Origin of the sequence: Shewanella sp. HL-SH4 (genome assembly GCF_051164845.1) — a bacterium.
GTDB lineage: Bacteria > Pseudomonadota > Gammaproteobacteria > Enterobacterales > Shewanellaceae > Shewanella > Shewanella glacialimarina.
Genome location: NZ_CP195037.1, coordinates 2,725,699 through 2,741,666, shown reverse-complemented (window position 1 = coordinate 2,741,666; position 15,968 = coordinate 2,725,699). Strand labels below are relative to the sequence as shown.

The following is a 15,968-nucleotide window of genomic DNA, read 5'->3' as shown; positions in this document are numbered from 1 at the left end:
GCTATCAGTAAGCCGTTAACACGATGGTTTGTTTTTTAATAGCGGTAAATAAACTAAACTTTTAAGATAAGCGATTAAATTTTTGTTGTTGATTTTGAGTCAACAATTGCTCCGCCCTAGCCCCTAAATAAACATAAATACCTAGCCCAACTAACAAGCCAACTACAGCTAACATCATCATGATTGCCGGCTCAATATATTGTTTCTCTCCTAAAGAAGCTTTGAACATAGTTAGCAAAGCTTCTATCGAAATTGCGATTAAGATGGTGGAAATAAAACGCGTTATAGTCCGCCGTGTTGAACTATGACGAAATATATCTTTATGCATTAGCACTTCTTCTTCCAAAATCGTTTTACCCAAATCAAAAATCGCTAATGCGAGGGTTAGAAAAATAATAATACCAAAAGGCAGTAACGGATCATTTTGCGCCGGCTCAGACAGCAAGCGATAAATATCAGACACTACCGTCCACATTAATACACTAACTAATACAAATAATCCCAACACAATGCAGCTATATACGGCTTTAAATATTGGCGTCATTTTACGTCTTGCGCTGTCACCCATCATAAACTCAATCAACTGAGTGAGATTAATATCAACCACTACAATGACGCGCTGGCTATTAGCATTTAACAGCTGTCTTGAGGCGCTTACACACAGGCCTCCACCCGTATTCGATAAATATGGGCTAGTAATATAGCGAGTACTGTCTTGCTCGGCTAAACCTGTAAAATAGGGACGATGGCTTCTGTCGGTATCGCGCCCTTTATCAGATAATTTAACTTTGCCTTTAGACACCACAAGGTTGTCGCTCACTTGAGTGCCATTTTCATCAAGTAGATACAGCAATTGCACAAAAGGGTAACTTCTAGCTAGCTCATTAAACACCTTGTCTGAGGTCGGGTTCTGAAATATAGATGCGTCACTTAACCCTAATAAAATGGAATCCAATAATTCATGAATAACCGATTCATGCTCATGATAACGTTCGATAACACTTAAAAAACTCATTGCAGCCATATATCACTCCCTCTTTACCATAAGAGGTTAAAGCAGTGATTGTGCCAACTAATTACTATAATAAATTCATAACCTTAATAACAAACACATCTTATTTAGGTCACAAACCAGTGCAATTGCACCGATATAATCCATGGCAGATGAAAATTTTCGATTGGTGAATCAAAGCAATTAATGAGAACATTGATTAACTTTGCCCAGATTTATCAAACCATAGGTAATGCAATGTCTGATGCTTTAATTCGTTATCAACAAGATATTCGCCGCTTTTCGGATGAATTAATCCGTATACAAGCACCGATTAAAATCCTCGACACCATTAAATGGCCACGTGAAATCGAAGACAAATTTTTAGCCAAACAAACTAAAGTACTACCAGAAATAAGCACTGACTTTTACGATTCAATTCCCGTGTCTTTCAATACCGGTAAAACCCAGCAAGACTTGAAAAGTCTTCGCTCTGCGATTGAAAAGGGCTTAGGTAAGAAAGATAAACTAGGTAAAATACTCATTGCCAATGTTGACCAATATCGCATTGTGATCGACATGCTCAATAATCGTGGTAAACCCATGTTTGGCAAACTCAGCCAAGAACTTTATGGCAGTGCCAGTCATAAATTACACGGCGATCGCCATACATTACGTCAGTTAGGCGACAGGCTAAGCCATATTTTCTCATTACCCGCTGCAAGGCATATGAGTAAACAACATCCTAAAATCATCACAGCACCAGAGGCCGTAAACCAACTGAGTCAGCGACTGGTTAACTATTTTCATGATGATAAAATATACGTCAAACTCAGCGATGGTATTGTGTCAGATGCGGCGGTCGGCGGTGACACGGTTAAAATAAACACTCGCGCCATGTTCAGTGAATCAGATATGAATGTGTATGAAGTACATGAAGGTTGGGTGCATGTGGGCACCACACTCAATGGACGAGCCCAACCGCATGCTACATGGTTAAGTGTTGGTTCTCCGCGGGTTACCGCTTCACAGGAAGGTCTAGCGGTATTAATGGAGATGTTAACCCTTAGCTCTAACCCCGGAAGAGCTAGACGTATCAGTGATAGGGTGTCAGCCGTTGATATGGCGGAGCAAGGGGCGGACTTCATCGAAGTGTATCGATATTTCAGAAACCTACACTTGAGCTCAAAAGACAGTTACCGAGTCACCCAGCGTGTATTTCGTGGCGGCATGGTGCAAGGCGGCAGTTTCTTTACCAAAGATATTTCCTATGTCCGCGGCTATGTTGAAAACATCAACTTTATTCGCAGTGCTATTAGCACTGGTTTACCTGAACTTATCCCTATGCTGTTTTTAGGTAAACTGGCTATCGAAGATATTCCTGATCTCTATCAAGCTTATCAAGAAGGTGTGATTGCTGGGCCCAAGTATCTTCCACCTATGTTTGCAGACATTAGTGGTCTATATGCATGGTTTGGATTTGCTTCAGGTATTGGCAATATTGATTTAAAAGGAGTGCAACGCCACTTTGCGCGCTCTTTTGATAAGGTCACCATCAAAACCCCAGAAGCAGACTTATTTGATGATTCAGAATTTGATAATAACTCGGATTAACATCCATAAATAAGGGCAACCATAGTTGCCCTTATTTCATGTCCTATCAATCAATAAACGAATCACTCTAGAATCAATCAATAAGATATCCAGTCCCTCGGCACTCAATCAATAAGCTGCATTGTCCATAACTTGAACGTTTACACTCGTGCACTACCAAGGCATTTGCACCTCTTCGCTGGACTTGTGCTTTCAAAGACTTTATCAATGACTCATCACTGGGTGCCGTCTTATTTAAATCCGTCGGCCTATCCTGCTGACAATATGATGCGTCGACATTACCGAGATCTTTGTATTGGCGATTAAAGATATATTGCTGGCTATAGACATCAACATCATTAGCCCTGATGTTTTGTTCACCAACATCAAATACATTAGTATTAAATTTAATTGATGAGCATCCTTGCAGTAACAATGACGCCATAAGCATTAACATTAAAACCATAAAAGCTGGCATTGCAACATCCTCATTATATGTGATCCTAATTAAAGCGCACTGGATGTGCTTTAACCTTGTAACGCTTTTTTAAGCGCTTTTTGTTTCACAAAATACTCACGTGTTAAGCCAAACACTACTGGGCTTAATAACATCAATGCGACCAAGTTTGGCAGCGCCATCATCGCATTTAACGTATCAGCTAATAGCCAAATAAACTCTAATGAACTAATCGCACCAATCGGTACGACTAAGGTAAATATTAAGCGGAATGGCTTCACGGCTTTATCACCGAATAAGTACTGTACGCACTTCTCACTGTAAAAACTCCAGCCTAAAATGGTGGTAAATGCAAATATAGCCAATGCAATTGCCACAATGTAATTCCCCAAAGGCAAGGCATGGGAGAATGCCAGCGAGGTCAATGCCGCCCCATTTTCACCCGATGTCCACGAGCCAGTGACGACAATAGCCAAGCCGGTGATAGAACAAACAATGATAGTGTCGATAAACGTACCTAACATTGCCACTAAGCCTTGCTTAACTGGGTTGTTAGTTTTTGCTGCTGCGTGGGCAATTGGCGCACTGCCTAAGCCTGCTTCATTTGAGAATATACCACGGGCCACACCAAAACGAATTGCCGCCCATACTGCAGCGCCAGCAAATCCACCTTGTGCCGCAACAGGGTTGAATGCACTGTGAACGATAAGCTCGAACGCTGCTGGTACTTGATCAATATACACCACTAATACAGCTAGTCCGGCAGTGATATAAAACACCGTCATTAATGGCACAAGTTTACCGGCAACTTCTGCAATGCGTTTAATACCGCCCATCAACACAGCACCAACTAATACCATTAGCACCACACCGGTAATCCAACTTGGTACACCAAAGTTACTGCTTAATGCGTCTGCTACCGAATTTGATTGCACAGTATTACCAATACCGAACCCTGCAAACATACCAAAAAACGCAAAGGCTGTGCCTAACCAGGCCCATTTTTTGCCTAAGCCATTTTTGATGTAATACATAGGGCCGCCAACATGATCGCCATTGCTGTCGGTTTCACGAAATTTAACCGCTAATACCGCTTCTGCAAATTTGGTTGCCATGCCTACTAATGCAGTACACCACATCCAAAACAAGGCGCCTGGGCCACCTATGACAATTGCAGTGGCAACACCGGCTATATTGCCTGTACCTATGGTTGCTGAAAGCGAGGTCATCAAAGCATTAAAAGGGCTTACATCACCTTTTTCGCTTTCATCAGTGACCGTTCTCCCTGACCATAATAATTTAAAACCTGTGCCTAATTTTAAAATCGGCATAAATTTCAAACCAATAGATAAAAATAACCCTACGCCTAATATCATCACCAGCATGGGAACACCCCAAACGATGCTGTTAATATTACTTACTAAAAGTGTGACCGCTTCCATTTAATATCCCATGATTAACTAAATTATTATGTTTATTGTTATTTATGTTTTATCAATGCTGAAATTTATCGAACTCGAAGCATTATTTTCAGCAATTTTTTAGAGTACCTTGATTAGTGTATTTTTTGCAACAATCTAGCAACTAAAAATAGGTGTTTGATTCACGATGTCGAAGGCTTAAAAATTTGTACTACGGGTAAGGCAGGTAAAGACATGCGTGCCATTTGGGCTAAACAGGATTGACAGACACATTGCTGCGCATTAATGCTGGCTTGAGGATACGCTAGCTGATAGCGCTTGATCAGTTCGACCGCTGAATAATCTGACAATACACACCAACAAGTTAAAACATCTTGCCCACTGGCCATCACACATTGGTTCATTTGATCACAGATGGGGCAGTTTTTTGCAGACAAAGTCATACCTTTGCTAGTTGTTATTAAATGCTGAATATTAATCGATAGCTGCTGAAAACTGACATCGCCCAGCTCAATCACTTCAAATTAGAACGATGTCAGTTATACACTATTTTTTTGGAAAATTAGCAGAAGAAGTACTGCCTAATACTGTTCCTGCAACACTTTGACCGTAAAAACCATCATGCTGATGATATTGGCTTTGTGTTTCAACCACATTGCCTTTAAATCTAGGGTCTTGAGGGCGATCTTGCGAATTAATATAAGCCGCGACGTCCCAAGCTTGTTGAGGAGTCAGTTGGACACTTTTACCCAAAGGCATGTTCTCATAGATAAAATCTGCCGCGGTATTGACTCTGTGCATGCCCGCGCCCCAATTAAAACTTTGTGCTCCCCATACTGGTGGCAGAGCAGCTACACCGGCAATGATTTGACCTTGACCATCTTGCCCGTGGCAAGATTGACAATGCGCTTGATATACCACTAAACCGCGTTCAGGAGAATAAGCTTGTTCAGCTTTAGGCACCGCGGGATAACCACGACCCGGTAATTGCGCTAATGCATTTTGATCCATTTTACTTGAGATGGCCTCAGGTAAAATAAAGTCATCGCGTTTTGCCCCTTTGACCAATTCACTGTCGCTTAACTCAGGGACAGGGCCAGCAACATTGTGCTGTAGCATTAATCCAGACATGCCCAACCAATATGAATAAGCTGATAACGCCACTAACTCTTTGCTGCCTGATTCAGGCGCTTTGCCATTCATCGAATAAGTGAAACAGCCTTGTAACCGCTCTTCAAAACTGTTTACTTTATCGTTTTTCTTACGGTAAGCCGGATACGCAAAATATGCTCCCCACAAAGGTGAGGCATTGGCTTTATTGCCCGCGTTGAGGTGACAGTTAACGCAATTAAGTTGGTTGCCGACATACTTATCACGCAGTTGCTGAGTATTGACAAATAATTGGTAACCTAAGCGAACTTTATCGCCAAACTCACCTGTTGGAATATCTGACAATGCCGCTGGCTGAAGGTAGGTTTGTTTAGCTTTAGGCACTGAAGGTAAAGCTTGCTGGCGATCAGGTAGCTCTGTAGCAATAACAGCAGCATTCATATTCAAGCTAAACAATACTGCTGCGCCTAAGATGATGTTTAATTGGGATTTCATGGCGTGTCCTTACTTAAGCGATGCAAAATAGTGGGCAAGTTTGTCAATTTCGATTGCGGTTAATTTACTGGCAACATTAGCCATCATATTATCGGCATCGCCTTTGCGGGTGCCTTTTTGCCAAGCTTCAAGCTGGCTTTTAATATAACTGGCTTGTTGGCCAGCTAAACGCGGAAATTGCTCAGCACCTATCGCAGAAGGACCATGACAAGTAAAGCAGGCGGGAATATCGCGCGCCCAATCTCCTTGATAAGCGAGTTTTTCGGCGGGATCTGTAATCGCCACTTTATCACCACGGTATCGCAGCGTAATGTCATCGACGGCTTGAGAGGCAAAGTAGTCAGCGGCTACTTGAATATTATCTCCTTGTACCGTCATCGCCATAGGCTGCATTAGTGCATTTTGCCGTTGCCCAACTTGAAACAACTTGATCTGTTTAACCATGTAGGATGCTGATAAACCAGCTAATTTAGGTCCTGCAACATCAAGTCCCTGCCCTTGAGCACCATGACAACTCACACATACCTGCGCCGGAACGGGCACAGTCTGTAGTAACTCTTTGGGTGAAGACTCTGGAATGGATGCGCTCACATGTAGACTTACCATACTGCTCACGAATGTTGCAGCGATTATTATTTTATTCATCATCTCGCCCTTAAGAAGTCCGTATCTATATTCATCGGACAAACTATAGATGATTATTTAACCTATTAACACCGACTATTTTTCATCCATTTTTAATAAGTCATCTCAACTCGGGTTAAGAGATGAATAAGCGATATTAAAAATATAATATTCAATTGCTTACGTAAAAATTGAACTTTGTGCTGAGGTTAAATACTAATAAGCCTTCGTTGCTATTACAACGAAGGCTTAATAAGTTTAACGATTCTGTCATTACTCAAGTGAAGTTACTTAGGGCGCACACCTAAGGTATGGCAAATAGCATAAGTCAATTCGGCACGGTTTAAAGTATAAAAGTGGAAGTCTTTCACCCCTTCACGGGCTAATACTTTCACCATATCAATAGCCACGTTCGCACCCACCAATTGACGCGTGGCAGGGTCATCATCTAAACCTTCAAACTGACGGTGTAACCATGCAGGAATAGCCACATTAGTCATATCCGCAAAACGCTTAGTTTGCTTAAAGTTAGTTACCGGTAAAATACCTGGCACGATTTCAACATCAATACCCGCTGTAACACAGCGGTCGCGAAAACGAAGATACGACTCTACATCAAAGAAAAACTGAGTAATTGCGCGGTTTGCTCCGGCATCAATTTTCTTCTTTAGGTGAATTAAATCAGCTTGAGCATTGCGCGCATCCGGATGCACTTCTGGGTAAGCCGCTACCGAAATATCAAAATCAGCAACTGAGCGAAGTAAACGCACTAAATCATTAGCAAAGCGAGTCGGCTTTGGGCTGCCATCGGGTAAGTCACCACGCAGTGCGACAATATCTTTAATGCCTGAATTCCAATAATGTTTGGCAAGTTCAATCAGCTCTTCATCGCTGGCATCCACTAAGGTTAAATGCGGTGCTGCAATTAAATTAGTTTCACTTTGAATACGCTCAATAACACTGTGAGTGCGGTCGCGCACGCCTGAATTAGCACCGTAGGTTACCGATACAAATTTAGGGTTTAATGGTTCTAAACGACGAATAGAATTCCACAGAATGGTTTCCATTTCTGGTGTTGAAGGTGGAAAAAATTCAAATGACACGTTGATATCACTTAACTCAGATAGGCTCTGATTTAACGACTGTGAGTGCTGGGCGTGATGAAAAGCCATTTTATATTTCCTTCAACTGCTTCGATGCGAACATCGATGGATTTAATACTCGGATGATGACTGTCTATTACTTTACTGCGACTTCATAACGGACGTTTAGACGTCCATATGTCTATATAGTAATTTAACTGACCATGAAGTCAAGAATAAATATTCATTGAATAGGTATAACCACGATGAAGAATGTTCAATTTGAAGATAAAAAAAAGCAAGACTGCGCTGAGTCTTGCTTAATTGAACTGGGTTGCTGTCAAAACAGCAGTATTATTCTTGCAATAAATCGCGACAAATATGCACTAGATCAGATTGAACCGCTGCCGCGGTGACTTCTCTACCCGCGCCTGGGCCACGTATAATCAGCGGATTACCTTGATAAAATGCACTGCGGATAACAAACACATTGTCGCCAGGCGTTAAATTGGCATAGGGATGATTACGGTCTACCCATTGAATGCCCACTTCAGCTTTCAATTTGCCACCCACTTTATCTAAAGCCGCCACATAACGTAGTACTTTATTTTGCTCTGCGGCGGCCACAAATTGCTGCAGCATTTCAGCATCAAGCTCATTAATGCGCTTTAAAAAGTCTGCTAATGTTAATTTAGCCAATGCTTCAGGCACTAATGAATTTAGAGTAATGTCTTCTAACTCAATGGCTAAACCAATTTCACGCGCTAAAATAAGCAATTTTCGTTGCATATCTCGACCCGATAAATCATCACGGGGATCAGGTTCTGTAATCCCCAGCTCTTTCGCCTCAAGCACTAATTGAGAAAATGGTTTACTGCCATCATAGTTTTCAAATAACCAACATAAAGTACCTGAAAAAATACCGCCAACCGCTTCAATCGTGTCACCGCTATTACGTAAGTCATTTAACGCATGCTGAATAGGCAACCCAGCACCACAACTGGCGTTATAGCGCCAAAATAAACGTCGATTACACAGTTGCTGCTTTAGCTCTCGATAAAAAGGCAATGGTCCTGAACCCGCCAATTTATTAGCACTAACCACATGAATACCTTTAGCAAACAATTGTGGGTATTGTAAGGTCAAGGTGGCACTGGCACTGATATCAAGCGCGACTATCTCATCGCAAGACAGTTGTTCTAATTGGTCAAACAAACTGTCATAGGTCCATTCTGTACCTTGTTGCTCATATTGTTGCTGCCAGCTGTCTAAATTAACCCCAGCGTTATCAACAAAAGCCTTTTTAGAACTCACCAAACCGACTAATTCGACTGTGGCTTCTAAGTCTTTATTTAGCCCAAAACGAGCACGTTTAAATAAATCTATCCACGCCTCACCAATATTGCCTATACCTAGCAGCAGTACGCCTATGCGCATTCTTGGGCCAGCACAGCGGCGATGTATTTTTTGAGTCAGTAAGCTAACCTGCCCCTGTGGCACTAATGTCACTAGGCTTAAGCCGTCTTGATAAACAGGTTTGGCATCACGACTTAGCAAACGGGCAAAGCTTTTACGATACAATTCTGCATCGGCACTGACCAAAGCCACTAGCCCCAAGTCGCATTGCGCCTGCAATTGCGTAATACCAAACTCAGCAGTTTGGGACACTAATAAAGACTGCACTTGCTTTTGCCTTTCTAATGTAAAGGCTAATTCATACTTATGTTGCGCCAATGACCAATAAGCCAATGGGGTTAAGCCCGCTTCGGTCAGTAATGTTAACAAAGGCTCTATCGCTGCGGCGGCTTTAAAACTAAATAACACCACTTCATTTAAACTGGTTACCACAGGCGCACTAGCTGACGAACTATGGGGGGCAATCAATGTAAAATCAGTGTGAGAGGCATAGCTTGAGCGTACGGCTAAACTCACTTCGGTATTGAACAAAGGCTGTAATGTACGTGAATGCAATACTGGAGAGCCCAGTCTAGCTAATCGATCGGCTTCAGCCAAAGACATGCTTTTTAGCAGTTTGGCATCATTAATTTTATTCGGGTCAGCATTAAATACCCCTTCAACATCGGTCCAAATTGTTACCCGATCAATATCAGCCAAACTGGCAATTAATGTCGCGCTAAAATCAGAACCATTTCGCCCAAGCAATAGTGTTTCACCCTGACTATTAGCACAAATAAACCCTGTAATGACTAAACGCTCATTAGGATGAGCCGCTAATAAAGCCTGCACTTTGGCTCGCGACTCTTCTACCCGAATATTAGGCACAGCACCTTCGTCAGCGACAAGTATTGAACAGGCGTCTACATGGGATGACGCTACACCAGATTCACGTAATAACGCCGCCATTAATCTTGCTGACCAACGTTCACCAAAACTCACCACATGGCTAATTTGATATTCATTGCGCTGTTCAAGTGATAATAAGCTAATCAATTGTGACTTGTCGGTCGACAAGCGCTCACGTAAATCACGTGCTTGCTCATTAGATAATAATTGTTCGATTAAGGTTTGCTGATAGCCGATTAATACTTGTAGCTCTTCTTGCCATAGCTGACCGGTTTCACGCAAATTGAGCAGCTTATATAAAAAGTTGGTACTTTTACCTGCCGCTGAAACAACAATTAAGTCATCGCTGTGACCATGGGTCAGTAAAATGTGGGCGACTCGGCGATAACAATCCGCATCGGCAAGACTTGAACCACCAAATTTATGTAAATGACCACGCGCCATGTATTACTCCTTAAACGACAACTACAGCGCTGCGACTGCAGCTAATGCGGCTTTAATATCTGCCACTAAATCTTCACCATCTTCAATACCAACAGATAGTCTCAATAATGTATCTTTAACGCCAGCCTCAAAACGGGCTTGGGCATCCATTGCTCTATGGGTCATAGTCGCAGGAACGGCGACTAAACTTTCCACTCCGCCTAAACTTTCAGCAACACTGAACAAGGTTAACGCATCTAAAAATGCTACAACCTCTGCTTCACCACCTTTTAGCTCGAAACTGAGCATAGCGCCAAAGCCTTTTTGCTGTTTTTTCGCAATCTCATGTCCAGGATGATCCGTTAATCCTGGATAATACACTTTTGCCACCACAGGACTTTGACATAGCACATCAACTATCTGTTTGGCATTGGCTTGATGTTCGCGAATTCGCACTGCTAAAGTACGAATACCACGCAGAGTCAGGTAACTGTCAAACGCTGATCCCGTTAAGCCTAAGGTGTTTGACCACCAATGCAGTAACTCGCCGATGTCTGGATTTTTAGCTACAACAGCGCCGCCAACCACATCACTGTGACCATTGATATATTTGGTCGTGGAATGGATAACGATATCAGCCCCTAAATTTAAAGGCTGCTGCAAAATAGGTGATAAAAAGGTGTTATCCACGGTAACCAATGCGCCAACTTCTTTTGCTGCAGTGGCAATAGCGGCAATATCGACCACACGCAGTAATGGATTGGATGGGGTTTCTAACCACACCATTTTGGGTTTTTTGGCAATGGCTTCTGCTAATGCTGCCGCGTTGGTTTGATCAACGATGGCCAATTTAAACTGACCTTTCTTGGCCAGGTTAGTAAATAAACGGTAACTACCTCCATAGCAATCATGTGGCACAACCAATAAATCGTCTGGGCCTAATAAATGGGTCACTAGCGTAATGGCAGCCATGCCAGTACAGGTTATCACTCCGGTAGCCCCTTGCTCTAATTTGGCTAAGGCTTCGCCTAAAATACAACGTGTTGGATTGCCTGAACGGCTGTAATCAAACTCACGCGGATTTTTATGGCCATCAAAAGAATAATTGGTCGATAAATAAATTGGCGGGACAACTGCACCATGTTGTGTGTCACTTTCAATCCCCTGTCGGACGGCGACAGTAGCATTGCTATGTTGTTTACAAGACTTGGTCATGATTGATTCCTAACATTACGAACACACAAAGAGATGTCTAGATGGCTAAATTTACCTAACTGAGCAGCTCAGGTCAACAAAAATAGACGTTTAGACGTCTAAACATAAAGAAATCTATTTGCAATGTGCACTAAAACACAGCAATAATTTGACTAGAAACTTTAAGGGTTTAAAATCTGCACCGTATTTAAAGTAAAGGGTGAGTTAATGACTGAGTGGAATGGCGACTATATTAGCCCATATGCCGAACACGGCAAGAAGAATGAACAAGTAAAAAAAATCACAGTTTCAATTCCGTTAAAAGTATTGAAAGTACTGACCGATGAGCGCACTCGTCGCCAGGTAAATAATTTACGTCACGCGACAAATAGTGAATTACTTTGCGAAGCTTTTTTACATGCTTACACGGGTCAACCATTGCCCGATGATCATGACTTATCAAAAGATGAGCCTGACAGCATTCCGCGTGAAGCGAAAGCATTGATGGACCAAATGGGTATTGAATGGGAAGACTTAGAGTAATTAATCACTTTTAAGTCATTTTACACCTGCTATTCATTCCATCAAGATGAATATCCTGCTTAGTCAGGGTAGTTATCTTGATGGAATTTTGTTTTTAGACACGATCAAACAATTGATATCAATCAATATACAAATGCTTGTGTTGAAAAACGTTAGTTACTAAGAGTCATTGCATGCCATTCATTGATCCCACCACGTTATTACTCGCCTCAGTTATTATCTTTTGCGGCGCATTAACCCAAAGCTTAATCGGTTTCGGTTTAGCCGTAGTCGCCAGTCCCTTACTGTATATTATCGACCCGCAGTTAGTGCCCGTTCCAGTGATTGTGATGGGGTTTGCAATTTCACTAATGACCTTATTCAGAGAGCGTAGCCATTTAGAATTTAATGGATTGCAATATGCGTTACTTGGCAGAATTCCGGGTGGTTTTTTGGGCGCAAGCTTACTATTACTCGCCCCCCAACCCATATTAGGACTCGCTATTGCGGGTATTGTATTTACAGCGGTTTTATTGAGTGTTTTTAAATTGTCCGCACCTGTGAATCGGATAACCTTATTTATTGCGGGTATTGTCTCAGGTATTTTTGGCAACATTGCCGCCATTGGTGGACCGCCAATGGCTATTTTGCTGGCCGGAAAAGATGCCAGCCAATTTAGGGCGGCACTATCAGCCTTTTTTATCTTTAGCTCAATGATTGCACTGGCTATTTTAGCCATTGTAGGTTTAGTTGAAGTGAAGCACATTTGGCTTTCTTTAATGCTGCTTCCATCGGTATTCGCAGGCTATGTTATAGCAGGGCGCATTGTCGGCAAAGTCGATAAAAACAAAACCCGCAAAGCCACCTTAATATTGTGTTCGTTAAGTGCGCTACTATTAACGGTAAAGTCATTAAATAGCCTTTAAAAATCTTTGTTAAAATAGCTTAAATCACATAGTGAGTCCTTCACTGCACCAATCATTAACTTCATTAGTGATTGGGTCAACAAACTGCAAACGCTGCGCTAATAACTGTAATGGTTTGTCAAAATCATCATCGTCTTTAGCCTGCAGTGTAGGATAAAAACGGTCATTCAAAATTGACATGCCTAAACTCTGCATATGCACCCGTAATTGATGGGTTTTGCCGGTAACGGGTTCCAGTTCAAAAAGTCCTAGGTTATTGTTAATTTTGAGCAATGTAATCTCAGAATGACTATTACTGGGTCCGTCAACAATCCGCATGGTAAAACTAGGTGTTCCACGTTCTAGCCGATTCTTAATGGTCCAATGATGCGGCAACATCATCTGATTTAAGGCGAAGTCTTGTGGTAACTCGGCCACTGCTTGATAGGTTTTTTTAATCTTACCATCGAGAAAAAGTTGATGATAAGCATGCCGAGTCTCGGGATTTACCGTCATCAACATCACGCCAGCGGTGTCTTTATCAAGCCGATGAGCTGGGGCTATTGTGTCTATTCCAGTACGAATACGTAAACGGTGTACTAAGCATTCATTCACATAATTACCACCAGGGGTAACCGGTAAAAAATGCGGTTTATAGACAATGATTTTATGGGAATCTTGATAAAGAATTTGCTCGGTAAAAGGCACTTTTTTTTCAACTGCAACTTCACGATAATAATAAACCCGTTTGGTTGCGGCATATTCACTTTGGCAATCAATTAATTGGCCATCTTGCCAATGTACTTTGCCCTCTTTAATCCGTTGATCCCACGCTGAGGGTGATATTTGTGGAAACTTATCAATTAAAAAAGCCAATACTGTTGGATAAACTGTAGAGGATTCACTCGTGCGAGGTAAGACAACATAGGATGGCTGCGCCGCAATAGCGCCAGTAGGTAAAAGTGACTCGTGAGTAGATTTCGACATAAAAATTATCAGGGTACCGAATAGATACCCTTATATTATCAGGTTATACATCAACATGGGATTTTAGTAATTGCAGGACAAAGTCCATGGTTTTGTGACAATTGGGCTGATCCACCAAACGTAACTTATCACGACTATACATGGGCAAAACCTCTAACCAACGCTGACTCACCCAGGTCGCATCTTCTAAATGAATTTGTGAATACAAACCAAGTAAATCAGGGTTAACTTCATAAAACTGTTCAAGCGCTGCGCTGATAATTTCAAACTTACCCACTATCGGCTCATGGCGCCAATTCTGACAAGGAAGAGTCCGTGCTATCCATACGCCATTGTGCTGTTTAGCTGCCGATAATACTTTTAAGCGTTGCTTACCCTCTAACACAATACTTAGCGACTTATCTTCTAGTTGGTGAAAGTCGATAATTTCACACTCGGTAATACTGCGATAACAGGGAAGTTCACTTTTAGCCTTTAGCGCTGCCATGGCTAAACCGTATTCACCTTTAAGCACTGATGCCACCAGCGCCAATTCAGCAGGAAAAGCAACCCTAAACTCGAGCCGGCCATTTGGCAACAACACCGCATCTTGTATCAGTAAAGCCATTTCACGTGTTTGCATTTTCGCCTCCAACACCATCAAGGTGAAGCACCAAAAAAGCGAGCATCAATAAGATGCTGCTCCATATCAGTGTAGTCAACGATGAAAAAACCAACAGTAAATTAAGATAAATTAATGCTAATGTACGACTGAAAATGCAACTTACTTTGTTCCACAATACCAGTAATTTACCAAGCCTCAAGATGATCCATTACGGTACCATTGGCCACAATAGTTGCTAACTCATCAGCTAACTTTTGGCTCTGTTTAATACTTGTTTGCCAATAATCAATCCGAGATTGGGTATCAAGATGCTTAAAATCTTCACGATCTGGAATTTTGCCATAGGGTAGCGAGGCAATAAATTCAGCCGATGGCGCCAGAATAAGCGCATTGTGATAATTACTGCGGGCCTTACGCCATATTAGTGACTTATCAAACCAACCTGGGCTCATATGCGGGTAAAAATGTGGATATAAGGTTAAGCCACTTTCTTTGGGTAGGGGTAAATCAAAATGATAATCGGTAATGCCACCATCGTAATACTTACCTTTTGGCAGACCATCAATGTCGCGCACTGGATCAAGTAATAATGGAATTGAACCGGTGGCGAGCAGTGCCTGGCGAATATTATTTTCAGTCAGTGCCATTTGCTTGGTTGGTAGGTCTTTTAAGCGCCCAAACGGAGATGCGGCATCTTTATGGCTCAGTAAAATACGTTCAAAATGCCATGCAATACTTTTACGGTTAACGCTATTACTGGCCGCAGCTAAGGCCAAACCAATGGCAATGCCAACCTTAGACTGGCTGCTATTCACATGACGGGCTCGACAGGCAATAATATGATCCCGAAATATCGGGTTAGCAATAATATCCGTCCCCGCTTTATCACCTAAAATACCATCAACCACACCCTGCACTTGTTGAGTGACTTGCTCTCTGGTGGGCACATCGTCATAACGCTGAGTGATATAAAAATGTTCTAATCGCTCATAGGCTGCTAAAGGGTTGTCTTGTCCTAAACATGCTAAACGCCATGCACCGGAAGACGCTCCCAGCATATATAACGGATCTTGACGGTTCTTAAAAAACTCACCAAAAATATACTTGTCTAACCCTGCAATACCAATCCACTTAGGACCGCCTGAAGCGGCTAATAGCTGGGTAAACATACCTTGCTGTAAACCTTGCGCTTCTATCTGTTTAAAAGCGGTTTCACCTGCAATAAGCCGTAATGCTGACAAATGTTGATCCTCTAA

General features: G+C 42.1%; 15 protein-coding genes. 3 read left to right on the top strand and 12 right to left on the bottom strand.

Annotated features, from left to right (window positions below; genetic code table 11):
* Nucleotides 1-61: 61 nt before the first annotated feature.
* On the bottom strand, nt 62-1,024 hold the full coding sequence (locus ACRWQL_RS12985) for a PDC sensor domain-containing protein (RefSeq protein WP_434950378.1): 963 nt from the start codon (nt 1,022-1,024) through the stop codon (nt 62-64).
* A gap of 225 nt (nt 1,025-1,249) precedes the next feature.
* On the opposite strand from ACRWQL_RS12985, the gene ACRWQL_RS12980 reads away from it, so the two are divergent.
* Nucleotides 1,250-2,605: a flavohemoglobin expression-modulating QEGLA motif protein gene (locus ACRWQL_RS12980; RefSeq protein ID WP_434929143.1), complete on the top strand. Its 1,356-nt coding sequence runs from the start codon at nt 1,250-1,252 to the stop codon at nt 2,603-2,605.
* Between the two features lie 73 nt (nt 2,606-2,678).
* Here the strand turns inward: ACRWQL_RS12980 and ACRWQL_RS12975 are convergent, their stop codons facing one another.
* The 8 genes from ACRWQL_RS12975 to metB all read right to left on the bottom strand — a co-directional run bounded on the left by ACRWQL_RS12975 (nt 2,679) and on the right by metB (nt 11,715).
* Nucleotides 2,679-3,062, bottom strand: a complete 384-nt coding sequence (locus tag ACRWQL_RS12975) for a hypothetical protein (RefSeq protein WP_434950376.1) — start codon at nt 3,060-3,062, stop codon at nt 2,679-2,681.
* Between the two features lie 50 nt (nt 3,063-3,112).
* Nucleotides 3,113-4,483 (bottom strand): alanine/glycine:cation symporter family protein, encoded by a 1,371-nt coding sequence (locus ACRWQL_RS12970; RefSeq protein ID WP_434950374.1) that lies wholly within the window; start codon nt 4,481-4,483, stop codon nt 3,113-3,115.
* A gap of 161 nt (nt 4,484-4,644) precedes the next feature.
* Nucleotides 4,645-4,899: a cysteine-rich CWC family protein gene (locus tag ACRWQL_RS12965; RefSeq protein ID WP_434927249.1), complete on the bottom strand. Its 255-nt coding sequence runs from the start codon at nt 4,897-4,899 to the stop codon at nt 4,645-4,647.
* Nucleotides 4,900-5,008: 109 nt separating this feature from the next.
* A complete protein-coding gene (locus ACRWQL_RS12960; RefSeq protein WP_434940696.1) occupies nt 5,009-6,013 on the bottom strand; it encodes a c-type cytochrome in 1,005 nt (334 codons plus the stop codon).
* A 63-nt stretch (nt 6,014-6,076) separates the two neighbouring features.
* On the bottom strand, nt 6,077-6,712 hold the full coding sequence (locus ACRWQL_RS12955) for a c-type cytochrome (protein ID WP_434950372.1): 636 nt from the start codon (nt 6,710-6,712) through the stop codon (nt 6,077-6,079).
* A gap of 266 nt (nt 6,713-6,978) precedes the next feature.
* The gene (gene metF / locus ACRWQL_RS12950; RefSeq protein WP_434931128.1) at nt 6,979-7,863 is read right to left on the bottom strand and encodes a methylenetetrahydrofolate reductase; all 885 of its coding nucleotides are present in this window, start codon (nt 7,861-7,863) and stop codon (nt 6,979-6,981) included.
* A gap of 264 nt (nt 7,864-8,127) precedes the next feature.
* On the bottom strand, nt 8,128-10,521 hold the full coding sequence (locus tag ACRWQL_RS12945; RefSeq protein ID WP_434950370.1) for a bifunctional aspartate kinase/homoserine dehydrogenase II: 2,394 nt from the start codon (nt 10,519-10,521) through the stop codon (nt 8,128-8,130).
* A 21-nt stretch (nt 10,522-10,542) separates the two neighbouring features.
* A complete protein-coding gene (metB, locus tag ACRWQL_RS12940) occupies nt 10,543-11,715 on the bottom strand; it encodes a cystathionine gamma-synthase (protein ID WP_434950368.1) in 1,173 nt (390 codons plus the stop codon).
* Between the two features lie 207 nt (nt 11,716-11,922).
* Between metB and metJ the strand changes: the two genes are divergently transcribed.
* Nucleotides 11,923-12,237, top strand: a complete 315-nt coding sequence (gene metJ, locus ACRWQL_RS12935; RefSeq protein ID WP_188840950.1) for a met regulon transcriptional regulator MetJ — start codon at nt 11,923-11,925, stop codon at nt 12,235-12,237.
* 173 nt (nt 12,238-12,410) lie between these two features.
* Entirely contained in the window at nt 12,411-13,142 is a 732-nt protein-coding gene (locus ACRWQL_RS12930; protein ID WP_434927255.1) for a sulfite exporter TauE/SafE family protein, read from the top strand.
* A 24-nt stretch (nt 13,143-13,166) separates the two neighbouring features.
* Here the strand turns inward: ACRWQL_RS12930 and ACRWQL_RS12925 are convergent, their stop codons facing one another.
* From ACRWQL_RS12925 to ACRWQL_RS12915, 3 genes are all read right to left on the bottom strand, one after another.
* Nucleotides 13,167-14,108: a pseudouridine synthase gene (locus ACRWQL_RS12925; protein WP_434950367.1), complete on the bottom strand. Its 942-nt coding sequence runs from the start codon at nt 14,106-14,108 to the stop codon at nt 13,167-13,169.
* A 43-nt stretch (nt 14,109-14,151) separates the two neighbouring features.
* The gene (locus ACRWQL_RS12920; RefSeq protein WP_434927257.1) at nt 14,152-14,730 is read right to left on the bottom strand and encodes an LON peptidase substrate-binding domain-containing protein; all 579 of its coding nucleotides are present in this window, start codon (nt 14,728-14,730) and stop codon (nt 14,152-14,154) included.
* Between the two features lie 167 nt (nt 14,731-14,897).
* Nucleotides 14,898-15,953, bottom strand: a complete 1,056-nt coding sequence (locus ACRWQL_RS12915) for an alpha/beta hydrolase (protein WP_434927258.1) — start codon at nt 15,951-15,953, stop codon at nt 14,898-14,900.
* Between the last annotated feature and the right edge of the window lie 15 nt (nt 15,954-15,968).

Excerpts from the sequence above, each read along its gene's own strand:
- ACRWQL_RS12975 (WP_434950376.1), bottom strand. The coding sequence starts at position 3,062 with ATGCCAGCTTTTATGGTTTTAATGTTAATGCTTATGGCGTCATTGTTA.
- ACRWQL_RS12955 (WP_434950372.1), bottom strand. The coding sequence starts at position 6,712 with ATGAATAAAATAATAATCGCTGCAACATTCGTGAGCAGTATGGTAAGT.
- ACRWQL_RS12960 (WP_434940696.1), bottom strand. The coding sequence starts at position 6,013 with ATGAATGCTGCTGTTATTGCTACAGAGCTACCTGATCGCCAGCAAGCT.
- ACRWQL_RS12925 (WP_434950367.1), bottom strand. The coding sequence starts at position 14,108 with ATGTCGAAATCTACTCACGAGTCACTTTTACCTACTGGCGCTATTGCG.
- metF (WP_434931128.1), bottom strand. The coding sequence starts at position 7,863 with ATGGCTTTTCATCACGCCCAGCACTCACAGTCGTTAAATCAGAGCCTA.
- ACRWQL_RS12985 (WP_434950378.1), bottom strand. The coding sequence starts at position 1,024 with ATGGCTGCAATGAGTTTTTTAAGTGTTATCGAACGTTATCATGAGCAT.
- ACRWQL_RS12980 (WP_434929143.1), top strand. The coding sequence starts at position 1,250 with ATGTCTGATGCTTTAATTCGTTATCAACAAGATATTCGCCGCTTTTCG.
- ACRWQL_RS12920 (WP_434927257.1), bottom strand. The coding sequence starts at position 14,730 with ATGCAAACACGTGAAATGGCTTTACTGATACAAGATGCGGTGTTGTTG.
- metJ (WP_188840950.1), top strand. The coding sequence starts at position 11,923 with ATGACTGAGTGGAATGGCGACTATATTAGCCCATATGCCGAACACGGC.
- ACRWQL_RS12945 (WP_434950370.1), bottom strand. The coding sequence starts at position 10,521 with ATGGCGCGTGGTCATTTACATAAATTTGGTGGTTCAAGTCTTGCCGAT.
- metB (WP_434950368.1), bottom strand. The coding sequence starts at position 11,715 with ATGACCAAGTCTTGTAAACAACATAGCAATGCTACTGTCGCCGTCCGA.
- ACRWQL_RS12970 (WP_434950374.1), bottom strand. The coding sequence starts at position 4,483 with ATGGAAGCGGTCACACTTTTAGTAAGTAATATTAACAGCATCGTTTGG.
- ACRWQL_RS12930 (WP_434927255.1), top strand. The coding sequence starts at position 12,411 with ATGCCATTCATTGATCCCACCACGTTATTACTCGCCTCAGTTATTATC.